General features: G+C 68.4%; 15 protein-coding genes and 1 tRNA gene. 8 read left to right on the top strand and 8 right to left on the bottom strand.

The features are described 5' to 3' along the window. Window positions 1-2 precede the first annotated feature (2 nt). Entirely contained in the window at window positions 3-1,970 is a 1,968-nt protein-coding gene (locus ACIHAD_RS42815) for an MFS transporter (RefSeq protein WP_397360559.1), read from the top strand. A 35-nt stretch (window positions 1,971-2,005) separates the two neighbouring features. Here the strand turns inward: ACIHAD_RS42815 and ACIHAD_RS42810 are convergent, their stop codons facing one another. The 3 genes from ACIHAD_RS42810 to ACIHAD_RS42800 all read right to left on the bottom strand — a co-directional run bounded on the left by ACIHAD_RS42810 (window position 2,006) and on the right by ACIHAD_RS42800 (window position 4,473). Next, on the bottom strand, window positions 2,006-2,305 hold the full coding sequence (locus ACIHAD_RS42810) for an FmdB family zinc ribbon protein (protein WP_397360558.1): 300 nt from the start codon (window positions 2,303-2,305) through the stop codon (window positions 2,006-2,008). Window positions 2,306-2,374: 69 nt separating this feature from the next. Next, on the bottom strand, window positions 2,375-3,880 hold the full coding sequence (locus ACIHAD_RS42805) for a potassium/proton antiporter (protein ID WP_397360557.1): 1,506 nt from the start codon (window positions 3,878-3,880) through the stop codon (window positions 2,375-2,377). A gap of 23 nt (window positions 3,881-3,903) precedes the next feature. Next, complete coding sequence (locus ACIHAD_RS42800) at window positions 3,904-4,473, bottom strand: 5-formyltetrahydrofolate cyclo-ligase (protein ID WP_397360556.1); 570 nt, start codon at window positions 4,471-4,473, stop codon at window positions 3,904-3,906. 24 nt (window positions 4,474-4,497) lie between these two features. Between ACIHAD_RS42800 and galU the strand changes: the two genes are divergently transcribed. The 7 genes from galU to ACIHAD_RS42765 all read left to right on the top strand — a co-directional run bounded on the left by galU (window position 4,498) and on the right by ACIHAD_RS42765 (window position 9,046). Continuing rightward, window positions 4,498-5,400: a UTP--glucose-1-phosphate uridylyltransferase GalU gene (gene galU, locus ACIHAD_RS42795; protein WP_397360555.1), complete on the top strand. Its 903-nt coding sequence runs from the start codon at window positions 4,498-4,500 to the stop codon at window positions 5,398-5,400. Further along, window positions 5,387-6,562: a gephyrin-like molybdotransferase Glp gene (gene glp / locus ACIHAD_RS42790; RefSeq protein ID WP_397360554.1), complete on the top strand. Its 1,176-nt coding sequence runs from the start codon at window positions 5,387-5,389 to the stop codon at window positions 6,560-6,562. Before galU ends, glp begins: the two co-directional genes overlap by 14 nt. Continuing rightward, window positions 6,559-7,035 (top strand): cyclic pyranopterin monophosphate synthase MoaC, encoded by a 477-nt coding sequence (gene moaC, locus ACIHAD_RS42785; RefSeq protein ID WP_357696239.1) that lies wholly within the window; start codon window positions 6,559-6,561, stop codon window positions 7,033-7,035. The genes glp and moaC overlap by 4 nt, the downstream gene beginning before the upstream one ends. Beyond that, window positions 7,032-7,511: a molybdenum cofactor biosynthesis protein B gene (locus tag ACIHAD_RS42780; RefSeq protein ID WP_397360553.1), complete on the top strand. Its 480-nt coding sequence runs from the start codon at window positions 7,032-7,034 to the stop codon at window positions 7,509-7,511. Before moaC ends, ACIHAD_RS42780 begins: the two co-directional genes overlap by 4 nt. A gap of 58 nt (window positions 7,512-7,569) precedes the next feature. Continuing rightward, window positions 7,570-8,223: a GNAT family N-acetyltransferase gene (locus tag ACIHAD_RS42775; protein ID WP_397360585.1), complete on the top strand. Its 654-nt coding sequence runs from the start codon at window positions 7,570-7,572 to the stop codon at window positions 8,221-8,223. A 124-nt stretch (window positions 8,224-8,347) separates the two neighbouring features. After that, the gene (locus ACIHAD_RS42770; RefSeq protein WP_397360552.1) at window positions 8,348-8,920 is read left to right on the top strand and encodes a hypothetical protein; all 573 of its coding nucleotides are present in this window, start codon (window positions 8,348-8,350) and stop codon (window positions 8,918-8,920) included. A gap of 49 nt (window positions 8,921-8,969) precedes the next feature. Next, window positions 8,970-9,046, top strand: a tRNA-Ala gene (locus tag ACIHAD_RS42765). Window positions 9,047-9,148: 102 nt separating this feature from the next. On the opposite strand, the gene ACIHAD_RS42760 is transcribed toward ACIHAD_RS42765, so the two are convergent. The 5 genes from ACIHAD_RS42760 to ACIHAD_RS42740 all read right to left on the bottom strand — a co-directional run bounded on the left by ACIHAD_RS42760 (window position 9,149) and on the right by ACIHAD_RS42740 (window position 13,061). Beyond that, window positions 9,149-10,330 (bottom strand): tyrosine-type recombinase/integrase, encoded by a 1,182-nt coding sequence (locus tag ACIHAD_RS42760; protein ID WP_397360551.1) that lies wholly within the window; start codon window positions 10,328-10,330, stop codon window positions 9,149-9,151. Between the two features lie 4 nt (window positions 10,331-10,334). Beyond that, on the bottom strand, window positions 10,335-10,487 hold the full coding sequence (locus tag ACIHAD_RS42755) for a ribbon-helix-helix domain-containing protein (RefSeq protein ID WP_347624618.1): 153 nt from the start codon (window positions 10,485-10,487) through the stop codon (window positions 10,335-10,337). Between the two features lie 100 nt (window positions 10,488-10,587). Continuing rightward, window positions 10,588-10,764, bottom strand: a complete 177-nt coding sequence (locus ACIHAD_RS42750; RefSeq protein WP_397360550.1) for a helix-turn-helix domain-containing protein — start codon at window positions 10,762-10,764, stop codon at window positions 10,588-10,590. Window positions 10,765-10,908: 144 nt separating this feature from the next. Beyond that, on the bottom strand, window positions 10,909-12,735 hold the full coding sequence (locus ACIHAD_RS42745; protein ID WP_397360549.1) for a cell division protein FtsK: 1,827 nt from the start codon (window positions 12,733-12,735) through the stop codon (window positions 10,909-10,911). Further along, window positions 12,732-13,061: a hypothetical protein gene (locus tag ACIHAD_RS42740; protein ID WP_397360548.1), complete on the bottom strand. Its 330-nt coding sequence runs from the start codon at window positions 13,059-13,061 to the stop codon at window positions 12,732-12,734. Before ACIHAD_RS42740 ends, ACIHAD_RS42745 begins: the two co-directional genes overlap by 4 nt. Window positions 13,062-13,090 lie beyond the last annotated feature (29 nt).

Genomic DNA, 13,090 nt, shown 5'->3' with positions numbered 1-13,090 from the left:
GCATGCGGCGAAAAGGGCTGGGCCTCATCATCCTCGCGCTGATGCTCGGGATGCTGCTGGCCTCGCTCGACCAGACGATCGTCTCCACGGCCCTGCCGACGATCGTGAGCGACCTGGGCGGGCTGGAGCAGCTCTCGTGGGTGGTGACGGGCTACATGCTCGCCTCGACCGTCTCCACGCCGCTCTGGGGCAAACTGGGCGACCAGTACGGCCGCAAAAAGCTCTTCATCACCGCGATCATCATCTTCCTCCTCGGATCGGCCCTTTGCGGGCTGAGCCGGAACATGGGGGAGCTGATCGGGTTCCGGTCGATCCAGGGGCTGGGCGGCGGCGGGCTGATGGTGCTCGCGCAGGCGATCGTGGGCGACGTGGTCTCGGCCCGCGAACGAGGGCGCTACCAGGGCTTCTTCGGCGCCGTGTTCGCCGTCAGCAGCATCGTGGGGCCGTTGCTCGGCGGGCTGTTCGTCGACCACCTGTCCTGGCACTGGGTGTTCTACGTCAACCTCCCCCTGGGCGCGATCGCCCTGGGCGTGATCGCGGCCGCACTGCCCGGCGACGACACACGCACCAGCCATCGCATCGACTACGCCGGGGTGGTGCTGCTCGGCGGCGCGACCTCGTGCCTGGTGCTCATCACGACCTGGGGCGGCACGACCTATCCCTGGATCAGCCCGGTCATCGCCGGGCTGGCCCTGGCCGCCGTGGCGCTGGTCGCGGGGTGGGTGGCCGTCGAGCGGCGGGCCGCCGAGCCGGTGCTGCCCCTGGGGCTGTTCGGGGTGCGGGCGTTCGCGATGTCGTCCGCGGTGGGGTTCGTGGTGGGGTTCGCGATGTTCGGGGCGCTCACGTACCTGCCGTTGTTCCTTCAGGTGGTTCACGGGGTGAGTCCCACGTTGTCAGGGGTGTACCTGCTGCCGATGATGGCCGGGATGCTCACGTTGTCCATCACCAGCGGGCTGGTGATCTCGAAGACCGGCAAATACCGCTTCCTGCCCATCGCGGGCACAGCGGTGGCGACGATCGGGCTGTTCCTGCTGTCCGGGCTGAGCGATCGCAGCAGCCTGCTGACGATGGGCGGCTACCTGCTGGTGCTCGGCGTCGGGCTGGGGATGACCATGCAGGTGCTGGTGATCGTCGTGCAGAACGCCGTCGACTTCAAGGACCTGGGCGTGGCCACGTCGGGGGCGACGTTCTTCCGCTCGATCGGCGGGTCGTTCGGGGTCGCCACGCTGGGGGCGGTCTTCACCGGCACGCTCAACGGCGACCTGCGGGAGGTGCTGACCAGGGCCCGGTTGCCGGCGGGGTTCGACCCGTCGAGGATCCAGCGGGACCCGACCGTCATCCAGCGGCTGCCGCCCGCGCTGGCCGGTCAGTTCCTCCATGTGTACGCCGACGCCGTCGCCACCGTCTTCCGGGTGGCCGCGCCGGTGATGTTCGGCGCGTTCGTGCTGAGCTGGTTCATCCCGCAGACGCGGCTCAGGGAGACCACCAAGGCGGCGGACCTGGGCGAGGGGCTGGGCGCCACGTCGGCCGAGCGGTCGTCGCTGGAGGAGGTCGAGCGGGGGCTCGTGCGGCTCGCCGACGCCGACCTGCGCAGGGGCTACTACGAAAGGCTCGGGGCGCTGGCCGGGCTGAGCGGCGTACCGCCGCAAGGCGTGTGGGTGCTCGCCAGGCTCAACGGCAAGGGCTGGGTCGGGGCGGACGAACTGGCCCGGTGCGCCAAGGTCACCAGGGAACGCGGCAGGCCCCACGTCGACCGCCTGGTGGACGAGGGGCTGGCGGAGCGTTCCGGGGACGGCGAACGGCTGCGGCTCACGCCGAAGGGAGATCGGGCGGCCCTGGGGCTCGTGCGCTGCTCACGCGAGGGGCTGAGCAGGCTCGTGGCCGACTGGGGGCCCGATCCACAGCTGGAGCGGCTCGTCGATCGCATCGCGCCGGAACTGCTCGGCGCGAACGCCGACCGGCCTCGATGACGAAGGCCCCCGCCCGTGCGGGCGGGGTGACGTGCCTAGTTGGAGGCCGCCGCGGGCGCCGGCGCCGGGGTGGACGACGACGAGGACGACGACTCGCTCGACTTGCTCTCGGCCGGCTTCGACGGGGTGGTCGAAGAGGCGGAGGAGGGCGAGGACGACGAGCGGTTGTCCGTGCGGTAGAAGCCCGAGCCCTTGAACACGATGCCGACGGCGGAGAACACCTTCCGCAGGTTGCCCTCGCAGTTGGGGCACACCGTCAGCGCATCGTCGGTGAACTTCTGAACGACTTCGAGCTGCTCACCGCAGTCGTTGCAGGCGTACTGGTAGGTCGGCACGCGCTCCTCCTTATACGTTCTGGCACTCGAGCGATGCGACTGCTAATGCTAACCGATTGGGCCAAACACCTATTCCAACCCCCGCTCTCCGTACCAGCCGGCCAGCTTGCCGCTGCGGCTCACGGCGCGCAGGCGGCGTTCGACCTGGTCACGGCAGGCGGCCGTGGTGACCAGCAGGAGCTGGTCGTCGGCCCGGACGCGGGTGCTGTTGTCCGGCACGAACGATTTGCCGTCGCGGACCACCAGCGTCACGGCCGCCCCGGCGGGCAGGCGGAGCTCGAAGATCTCCACGCCGTGCAGGAGCGAGCCGATGGGCACCTTGACCTGGAGCAGGTCCGCCTTGAGCTCCTCCAGAGGCGCGGACTCCACCTCCAGGTCGTGCGCCTCGCCCGGCGCGCTCACCCCGAGCAGGCGGGCCGCGTACGGCAGGGTGGGCCCCTGCAACAGCGTGAAGACGATCACGATCACGAAGACCTGGTTGAAGATCTCCTTCGACCCCTGCACGCCGGACGCCCACGGGATGGTCGCCAGCACGATGGGGATCGCGCCGCGCAGGCCCGCCCACGACAGGAACGCCTGCTCGCGCCAGCTCACCCGGTCCAGCCGCAGGACGCGGGCCACCGTGGAGCTGGCCAGCACCGACAGCGGACGGGCCACCATCACCAGCACGGACCCGGCGATCACGCCCGGCACGATGGCCGACGGCAGCTCTTTGGGCGTGGCCAGGAGCCCCAGCATGACGAAGAGGCCGATCTGTGCCAGCCAGGCCGCGCCCTCGGCGAACCCCCTGGTCGCGGCGCGGTGCGGCAGGCGTGAATTGCCCAGGACGAGGGCGGTGAGGTAGACGGCCAGGAAGCCGGAGCCGTGCAGCAGCACCGCGCCGCCGTACGAGACGAAGGTGAGGGCCAGCACGGCGATCGGGTAGAGGCCGGAGGCGGGCAGGGCGACGCGGCGCAGCGCGTACGCGCCCGCAGGCCCGACCGCGAGGCCCACGGCCGCGCCGATGACCAGCTCGATGGCGGTTTCCAGCAGGAACGTCCCGACGGACGCCGGCCGCTGCGACGCCCCGCTGAGCAACACGACGGCGATGACCGTGGGCGCGTCGTTGAAACCGGACTCCGCCTCCAGAACGCCCGCCAACCGGGACGGAAGCGGCAACCTGCGAAGAACAGAGAAGACGGCGGCCGCGTCCGTCGAGGCCAGCACGGCGCCGAGGACCAGCGCCGCGGTCGGATCCAGGCCGAGCAGCCCTTGGACGGCCAGCGCCACGACCACGATGCTCACCGTCACGCCGACGGTGGCCAGGAGCAGGGCGAGAGGCACCGATTTGCGGACGTGCGACCAGGTCGTGGTCAGACCGCCCTCGGCCAGGATCACCGCCAGCGCGATCAGGCCGATCTGCTGGACGGCCTGCGGGCTTTCGAGCTTGGCGCCGAACCCCGAGGCCCCCAGGACCAGACCGAGCGCCAGGAACAGGAGAAGACTGGGCAGACCGCTGCGATGTGCGACCCGTACGGACGCGATGGCCGCGATGACGATTCCGGCGCCGATCAGGAGCCAGACATCAAGCGTCATCCAGCCCCCTCTCGTCCCTTCGGTCACATAAGCCTAGTGAGTCCTCGCGGCGTCATCGCAAAACGGACCCGGTGGTCGTGCGGCTCCGCGGGCACGTCGTCGATCAGCTCGCCGTCGTGCAGCAGGGCCACCGTGGGGACGTTGGGCCCCACCCTGGCCAGCGCGCGGTCGTACGAGCCGCCGCCGCGTCCGAGGCGCACCCCCGTGCGGCGGTCGACCGCGAGGGCGGGCACGATCACCAGTGCGGCCGTGCGGACGGCGTCGACGCCGCGGCGCGTGTCGACCGGTTCCATGATGCCGAAGCGCCCAGGGGCGAGCGTGTCCGGGCCGTCGTAGACCGCCCAATCGAGGTCATTGTCCTGTTTCAACACCGGAAGGATCACCGTCGCGCCGTGTTTCCACAGAGCGAACACGAGACCGTGCGTCTCCGGCTCGGACCCCGCCGACCAGTAGCAGGCCACCAGACCGGCCATCTGGACCCACGGCTGTTCGAGCAGCGTCTCGCGAACCTTGGTGGCGTTCGCCCGTAGTTGTTCGGAGGACAAAGAGGTGCGCGCCGCGAGCAGTTGGCGACGCAGGTTCAGCTTGTCCACAGGTACCTCCACTAGGGTCTACTCATGGCTGACTTCGACCCTGTGACGAAAGCCGTCGTGCCCGCCGCGGGTCTGGGCACCCGGTTCCTCCCGGCGACCAAGGCGACACCCAAGGAGATGTTGCCCATCGTCGACAAGCCCGCGATCCAGTATGTCGTCGAGGAGGCGGCCTCCGCCGGGCTCCTCGACGTCCTCATGGTCACCGGCAAGAACAAGCGGTCCATCGAAGACCACTTCGACCGCGCGTTCGAGCTGGAGGAGGCCCTGGAGGCCAAGGGCGACGAGCAACGGTTGTCCCAGGTCCGCGAGCCCGCCTCGCTCGCCACGCTGCACTACGTGCGGCAGGGCGAGCCGAAGGGGCTCGGGCACGCGGTGCTGTGCGCCAAGCATCACGTCGGCGACCACCCGTTCGCGTGCCTGCTCGGTGACGACCTGATCGACTATCGCGACCGCCTGCTCCAGCGCATGATCGAGGTGCGGAACACTTTCGGCGGGAGCGTCGTCGCGCTGATGGAGGTGCCGAGGGAGCAGGTCTCGCTCTACGGCGTCGCCACCATCGCCGGCACCGTCGAGGACGACGTCGTGCGGGTGACCGACCTGGTGGAGAAGCCGTCGGTGAACGAGGCGCCCTCCACGTGGGCGGTCATCGGGCGATATGTGCTCGATCCCGCCGTTTTCGAGGTTCTGGAGAGCACGCCGCCGGGGCGCGGCAACGAGATCCAGCTCACCGACGCGCTGCGCACGCTGGCCGGCCGCGGCTCCGAAGAGGGCGGGCCCGTGCACGGCGTGCTGTTCCGCGGTCGGCGGTACGACACCGGTGACAAGCTCGACTATCTGCGGACAGTGGTGAAGTTCGCCGCGGATCGTGAGGATCTCGCGCCGGAGTTCGTGCCGTGGCTGCGGGAGTTCCTCGATGAGATCGGTTGACGCGCACCTGGCCGAGATCCTGGCCACCGTGCGTCCGCTGGCTCCTCTGGAGCTGGAGCTGGAGCGGGCGCTAGGCACGACGCTGGCCGAGGACGTGTCCTCGCCGGTGCCGCTGCCGCCGTTCGACAACTCCGCGATGGACGGCTACGCGGTCAGGGCCGAGGACGTCCCCGGCACGCTGCCGGTGATCGACGACGTCGCCGCCGGGTCCGACGAACTGCGGGCGGTGGGCCCGGGGCACGCCGTACGGATCATGACCGGGGCGCCCATGCCCGCCGGGGCGGACTCCGTCGTGCCGGTGGAGTGGACGGACGGAGGCACGGTCTCTGTCCTGATAAATCGTGACGTCCCGGTTGGAAACGCGATTCGCCGGGCGGGCGAGGACGTCCAGGCGGGCGAGGTGGTGCTCAAGGCCGGCACGGTGATCGGGCCGGCCCAGCTCGGGATCATCGCCGGTGTGGGGCGGCGGCGTGTGTGGGTGCGTCCGCAGCCGCGCGTCGTCGTCATCTCGACCGGCGCCGAGCTGGTCGAGCCGGGCACGCCGCTGGGTCGCGGGCAGATCTGGGATTCCAACAGCTTCACCCTGACGGCCGCGGTGCGCGAGGCTGGCGCCGAGGGGTTCCGCGCGGGGTCCGTCGGCGACGATCCCGCCGTGCTGCTCGACCAGCTCGACACCCACCTGATGCGCGCCGATGCGATCATCACCAGCGGCGGTGTCTCCATGGGGGCGTACGAGCCCGTCAAGGAGGCGCTGTCGCCGCTCGGCACGGTCCGGTTCGAGAAGGTCGCGATGCAGCCCGGCATGCCCCAGGGATTCGGCGTCCTGGGCGACGACCGGGTGCCGATCTTCGCCCTGCCGGGCAACCCGGTGTCGTCCTTCGTGTCGTTCATGCTGTTCGTCCGTCCCGCGCTCGACAAGATGCGCGGCCTGCCCACCGGCACGGCGACGGTGACCGCCCGCGTCACCGGGGCGCTGCGCTCGCCGTCGGGCCGGCGCTCGTTCCTGCGCGGCGTGCTGGCCTCCGACGGCACGGTGGCGCCGGTCCACCGCCAGGGCTCCCACCAGCTCGCGGCCCTGGCCTCGGCGAACGCGCTGATCGTGGTGCCGGAGGACGTGACCGAGGTGCCCGACGGGGCCGCCGTGGAGGTGATCCGGCTGTGAGCGAGTTCACGCATCTCGACGAGACGGGCGCGGCGCGCATGGTCGACGTCTCGGCCAAGGACGTCTCCGCCCGTACCGCGACGGCGACCGGGCGGGTGCTGCTGTCGTCCGAGGTCGTGGCGCTGCTGCGGTCGGGCGAGGTGCCCAAGGGCGACGCGCTCGGGGTGGCGCGCATCGCCGGGATCATGGGGGCGAAACGCACGCCCGACCTCATTCCGCTCTGCCATCCGATCGCGTTGCACGGTGTGAAGGTCGTGCTCGACGTCGAGGACTGGGGGGTGGCGATCACCTGCCGGGTGCGGACGGCCGACCGCACCGGGGTCGAGATGGAGGCGCTGACCGCCGTCACGGTGGCCGCGCTGGCACTGATCGACATGGTCAAGGCGGTCGATCCGGCCGCGGTGATCACCGACGTCCGGGTGGAGGAGAAGGTGGGCGGGAAGACCGGTCTGTGGACCAGGGAAGCCACGTGATCCGGGCGCTCGTGGTGACCGTGTCGAACCGCGCCTCCGCGGGGATATATGCCGACAAGTCAGGGCCGTTGCTGGCCGAGCTGCTGGCGTCCGACGCCGGCTGCGAGGTTTCGGGGCCGGTGCTGGTGCCCGACGGCGACGCCGTCGAGACGGCCCTGCGGGACGGCGTCGCGCAGGGTTACGACGTGATCGTGACCACCGGCGGCACCGGGCTCACGCCCCTCGACCTGACGCCGGAGATGACCGCCCGCGTGATCACCAGGGAAATTCCCGGTATTGCGGAGGCCATTCGCCTGGCGAATCGCGACAAGGTGCCCACGTCGGTTCTGTCCCGGGGGGTGGCCGGTCAGGCGGGTGACACGTTGATCGTGAATCTGCCTGGCTCGTCCGGTGGCGTCCGGGATGGGGTGGCCGTGCTCGCGCCCGTTCTGCGGCACGCGGTCGAGCAGATCAGGGGTGGCGACCACCCCCGCTGACCAGGTTTCGGTCTGCCACCCGATGATCCGTGGCGACATCGAGCCCGATGGGGGGATGATGAGAGGCGTGGATCGACTTCGTGGCTGGCCGGCGACCCTGAACGAAGGCCCGGTGGGCCTTCGGCCGCTGCGGCTGAGCGACGTACGCGTTTGGCGCGAGACCAGGTTGCGCAACGCCGACTGGCTGCGTCCCTGGGAACCGAGCAACCCCGAGACCCCGCTGTTCAGAACAGGGCTCGGCCCGTACATCTCCATGGTCGGCACGCTGCGCCGCGAGGCGAGACAGGGGCTGGCGCTGCCGTGGGTGGTCACCTATGACGGCCGCTTCGCGGGGCAGCTCACCGTGGGGGCCATCGTGTGGGGATCTGCCCGTTCTGCCCAGGTCGGTTACTGGGTGGACGGCGCGCTGGCCGGGCGGGCCATCATCCCCACCGCCCTGGCCCTGGCCGTCGATCATTGCTTTTTCACCACCGGATTGCATCGGCTAGAAGCGAACATCCGTCCTGAGAACCAGGCCAGCCGTAGGGTGGTGGAGAAGCTCGGGTTCAGGGAAGAAGGCATTCGGCGTCGCCAACTCCACATCGACGGGGCCTGGCGCGACCACATCTGCTACGCGATGACCGTCGAGGACGTCCCCGGCGGCCTGCTCGTACAGTGGCGTCGAGCCCGTGAGTCGGCCGCTCGCGGCGGATCTCCGGTCGAAGAGGTTTGACGATCTCGCGACACACCGCACCGAATGCTCGTCAATCAGTGACACACGGTCTTACGGTGCGTGACGTGAGCACAATGAAGGCGCGACGAGCACAGACGCGCTTTCGTGCTGCCCGGAGGTGGTCGTGAGCAGCGCCTTCCTCTATGTCGCCATCGTCGTGATGTGGCTGTGCGTCCTGATTCCGATGTGGTTGCGCCGGGACAAGACGAACCTCCAGGAGCTCGCCGAGCTCGAAGAGCACTACACCGGCGAGCACGCCCTGCCCGACCTGGACAATCTCGACGCCACCATCGGCGACGAGGACGCACCCGAGGTCGAGAAGGTCGATGTCCGGCAGTTCCGACTGCGGCGTAGGGCGATCATCGTAGCGCGCCGCCGGCGGTTGTTGTTCTTCACCGCGTTGCTCGTGCTGGCCTCCGTCGTCACGGCCGGGGTCGAGATGATCCCGTGGTGGGGCGTGGCGCCGTCCGGGGTTGTCATGCTGGCGTACATGGCCTTTTTGCGGATCGCCGTGCAGGTGGACCGGGAACGGCGCGCACGGGCTCTCCAGGCGCGCTCTGAGCGGCTACGACGGGCACGTGAGCGCCGCCGGGCGGAGGCAGAGGTGGAGGCCGAGGTCATCGACCTGACTGCTCTGCACACCGACGTCCTGTTCGACCAGTACGCCGAACCGCCCAGGCGGGCCGTGGGGGACTGAAAGGTTGGCGCGAGGACCCCTGGGAGTTTGCTAATCTGGTCGAGTCCTTGGGGATGTAGCGCAGTCCGGTAGCGCACTTCGTTCGCATCGAAGGGGTCAGGGGTTCGAATCCCCTCATCTCCACCAGGAAGTTGCAGGTGAGAAGGGTCTTTGGAGCAATCCAGAGGCCCTTTTCTCATGTCTGGAAGTCGATGGGAGCCAATCGGGGAGCCATCTCACTCGGACTCTCTACCCGTGTCGGCTGTCGCCGAAGATGGTGTTCATCGTCTGGGCACCTTTGGTGATCACCGGCCGTAGCTGGTGCCGGTAGACCGCCTCTGTGACGCTGGTGCCGGCGTGTCCGACGAGATCGGCGATGGTCTCGATCGGTACGCCCTGGTCACTCATGATGGAGACGAATGAGTGACGGAGTTCTCTGGGACTCCAGGTGGTGCCGAGTCCCGCTCGATTGGTGATCCTGCGGAATGCCCGCCGTACGTTCGATGCGTCGAGCGGGGTGCCGACGCTCGTGCAGAAGAGCAGGTTGTGATCTTGCCATGCCTCGCCGGCCTTGAGCTTTTGGGCGGCTTGGCGGGTGTGGTGCTGCTTGAGTGCTTGAGCTGCCATGGTGGGCAGTTCCAGCGTTCGGCGTGACTTGCGGGTCTTGGTGTCTCCTCCTACTCGGTCGGCTCGCCACACGTAGATGGCGAACTTCTTGTGCTTGAAGCCGGCCTCGGTGACTGGATGCCACTGCCTAAGACTCGGGATCCAGGCCACGACGTGATCCCATCGCAGTGCGCGGGCTTCTTCGGTACGGATGCCCGTCGTGAGGCTCAGCACCACGTAAGCGTGGAATTCGGAGAACTCGGCGGCCTTGAGTACGGCCTCCGCTTGCTGTCGGTTGAGCGCTTTGCTGGGGCGTCCGTTCGTGCCCTTGGGCGTGGTGACCAGCTCGGCTACGTTCCTGAGCACCATGTCGCGGGCTTGAGCTTGCCGGATGGCTCGCTTCAATACGCCGTGGATCTCGCGCAAGGTGGTAGTGGCTAGTTCTTCGGCGAGTTGGTCCAGCCACGCGTCCACGTGATCGGCACGTAGCTGCTTGAGCTTGATCTTCCCTAGGTTCGGGATGACGTGCGTTTCAGCGAGGATGCGGAGCTTACTTACGGTGTTCTCGGATCGGCCCTTGAGACCTTTGGTGAGCCAGTCGTTGACGGCATCGCGCACGGTGTAGGTCTCCGATGCGCTGACGCCTGCCTCAAGGTCTTTGACCGCTTTGATCAGCTTGTCCTTGACCGCTGTCTTGGTCTTGGCCTTCCGCTTGAGGCGCTGGCGTCTGCCGTCCGGGCCGAACCCGAGGGAGATGGCTCCTGTGTAGCCCTCTCCCTCGGGGTAGATGGTCGCTTCGTACTTGCCGATCAGGATCTTGGCCAAGGGATCACCCCTTCTCGTGACGGTTGAGGTACTCCTCGATCGCCTTCCTGATCACCCACGACACATCTCGCTCCTGCGACTCGGCGTACCTGCGGAGACGGTCTTTCAGTTCCGTGTCCACCCGTACGGGAGGCAGGGTTGTTCGGTCGCTCGTCATTGACGGCTTCCTTTCGTGTCATGCAGTTATCAAGAGGCGCTCTCCCGGTTGTGCGGCGAGTGCCGCACAACCGGCTCTGTAGAACGTGTAGCACGCTGTTCTACGCCTCGTCTATCACTTCGAGGGAAGATACGAAATCGGCAAGGTGCCGATCGGTGATCCGACGGAGTTTTCCGATCTTGATGCTCTTGAGTTGGCCAGTGCGGAGAAGGAAATAGACCTTGTCGCGCCCGATGCTCAGCATCTCCGCGACTTGTTCGACCGTGTATGCCTGCATATGGCATCCCTCCTCTCATTTCTTCGGAGCTGGCGCTTGTCAGAAGTTACGGATTGTGATCGTCCGTCTGTTCGTCCGTCCGCGTCCGTCACGCTCTCTACACGCGCAGACGCGCGGACGGACGCGGACGGCGGACGCGGACGATTACGAGCCGTCATCTTCGGAGAGGGCCCGCCAGCGTCCTCGTGAGACCTGTTCGACCTGGTCTGCACGACTCAGGTCTTGGAGGCGTTGGTAGACCCACGTGCGGCGCATGCCGGTTTCGCGCATAAGGTCGCCGATGCTGGCTCCGTTGCGCGGGGCCTGTCGCAATGATGCTGTCAGCGCCTCTTCGGCTCTTCGTGCCGCGCTGTCACGTGCGTGCCGAGGTGATGGTCGGAAGGCAGACTCAAGTGGTGCAGCGGGTCTTTCAGCCGCCTCTTGCAGGGCTTGGGCCGACACCTCATCCAGGGGCGGGCGATGTTGGGCGTGCCGTTCGGCAGTGGCTTGTACCCCGTCGTCGTCGAGGAGGTAGGAGCGGGCTCGGCGGGGGATGTCGTGTTCCGGGGAGCTGACGAGGAACTTGCCAGGGGCGTCGAGCTTGTGGGCGTGCCAACCGGCTTTCACCATGCCTTGTCCCAGGATGAGATCTCCGTCGCGCGGTTCCCGGACCCGGAAGCACAGCCGGACATCCATCTGGGAGCGGACCGCGCTCTTGCCCATGGCGTCCTTGGAGGGGCGTTGTGTGGCGGCGATCAGGTTGACCGCCGGGGCGCGGCCTCGTCTGGCGATCGAGTCGGCGTGGCCGATGGCTCGTGGTGCCTCGCTGGCCAGCTCGGCATACTCGTCGATGACGATGAGCAGAGCGGGCCGGTCGGCGGAAGGCTCCCAGACACGTTCGCCGCATCTGGTGAGGTCGTCGGCGCGTCCGTCGAGGATGACCACGGCGTCCGCTAGCAGAGCCTCTGCTTCCTGCGGGGTGGTGGCCAACCGGTCGATGCACGATGCCCAGGGCTGTAGCTCCATACCGCGCTTGAGGTCGATCGCCCACAGGATCACGTCCTGGCAGGCGGTCAGCTCGCCGAGCAGGACGTTCACCCCTCCGGACTTGCCTGCCCCTGACATGCCGGCGAACAGCCCGTGCCGTCGCAGGAGGGGGACGCGGACCGGTGTGCCGTCCTCGAAGAGGCCCAGCTTGACGGGTTGGGTGATCGAGGTGATGGACGGGCCGGGCCAGGCGATGGCGTCGGCGTGCGGGTCGGTCTCGATCACTCGGACGTCGGCGCGGTTGGCCTTCTTGCTTGCTACCGGTTGGACGCGGATGCCACCGCGTGTGGTGCCGAGTGCCGATTCCAGGCGAGGGACGGCGTTGACCGCGTCTTCGACTGTCTGGCCGATCCCCAGCCCGAGGCGGAATCGGTAGCCCCACAGGTCGACCATGGCCGACTGGACACGGGAACCGGCCAATCCGACGGCCTTGGCGATGTCCGGCCAGGCGGCCAAGGTGCGTTCGACGCGGACGCGGGCACGTCTGCGACGGTGCGCCCACCAGGGCATGGCCAGCACGAGTGTGCCGATGCCGAGCGTGGCGGGCAGAGGAGCCATGAACGGTCCGAAGCAGGCTGCCAAAGTCAGCCACGTTCCGGCGAACGCCGTGGCGGTGGCGGCATAGCCGCGTTCGACGGGGCGGGGTAGGTTCACCCATCGCCCCCAGACGGCAAGTGCGGTAGCCGCCGTGACCGTGCAGACGATCACGGCCGGCCACCACTCCGGGCACCAGCGCCGCAGGATCACGCCCGCCAGCAGGACGGTCGTGGCCAGGCTGAACGGCGCGAGTTCGGAGCGGTACCGCCAGGCCAGACGGGTGATGCCGGCGATCGCCAGAGGTGCCAGCTCCAGGTCATCGATCATGGCCACCGGCTGGACGCCGTAACGACGCATGCGGCGTGCGTTGCGGCGCATCTCGTGGCGCGTTGTGCGGTGCCTGTTCATCGTCCCTCGCCGGACGTCTGGGCATGTAGCTCGTCGCGTACGTAGTACAGGGGGTCGTCGTCGCCGTCGTGGTGCGCCGCGAGGGTGGCGCGGATGGCGGCCAGCAGGTTGGCCCGCTGATGGCGGATGAGTGCCAGTTCGGCACGGAGGCCGGTGATCTCGTCGATCAGGGTTTCGATGTCGTCGAGGGCGGCGATCACGTGCGCCCAGACGGGGAGCAGGGGTAGGGGGTCTTGGGTGAGCGCCGCCAGGAGTTGAGCGGCGGTGGTGTTGCGGTGAGCGACCTCCTGGAGATCAGTGTGCGGGTAGGGATGGCGGTGGGTCATCAGGCATCACATCCTTCGGTGGGGGACAG

The sequence above is a fragment of the Nonomuraea sp. NPDC052265 genome (assembly GCF_044547985.1).
In the GTDB taxonomy this organism is placed as follows: domain Bacteria; phylum Actinomycetota; class Actinomycetes; order Streptosporangiales; family Streptosporangiaceae; genus Nonomuraea.
This window is presented reverse-complemented; position numbering and strand designations above follow the sequence as displayed.

Coding starts and splice junctions, on each gene's coding strand:
- galU (WP_397360555.1), top strand. CDS start 4,498: ATGGCTGACTTCGACCCTGTGACGAAAGCCGTCGTGCCCGCCGCGGGT.
- ACIHAD_RS42815 (WP_397360559.1), top strand. CDS start 3: ATGCGGCGAAAAGGGCTGGGCCTCATCATCCTCGCGCTGATGCTCGGG.
- ACIHAD_RS42745 (WP_397360549.1), bottom strand. CDS start 12,735: ATGAACAGGCACCGCACAACGCGCCACGAGATGCGCCGCAACGCACGC.
- ACIHAD_RS42805 (WP_397360557.1), bottom strand. CDS start 3,880: ATGACGCTTGATGTCTGGCTCCTGATCGGCGCCGGAATCGTCATCGCG.
- ACIHAD_RS42755 (WP_347624618.1), bottom strand. CDS start 10,487: ATGACGAGCGACCGAACAACCCTGCCTCCCGTACGGGTGGACACGGAA.
- ACIHAD_RS42740 (WP_397360548.1), bottom strand. CDS start 13,061: ATGACCCACCGCCATCCCTACCCGCACACTGATCTCCAGGAGGTCGCT.
- ACIHAD_RS42775 (WP_397360585.1), top strand. CDS start 7,570: ATGAGAGGCGTGGATCGACTTCGTGGCTGGCCGGCGACCCTGAACGAA.
- glp (WP_397360554.1), top strand. CDS start 5,387: ATGAGATCGGTTGACGCGCACCTGGCCGAGATCCTGGCCACCGTGCGT.
- ACIHAD_RS42750 (WP_397360550.1), bottom strand. CDS start 10,764: ATGCAGGCATACACGGTCGAACAAGTCGCGGAGATGCTGAGCATCGGG.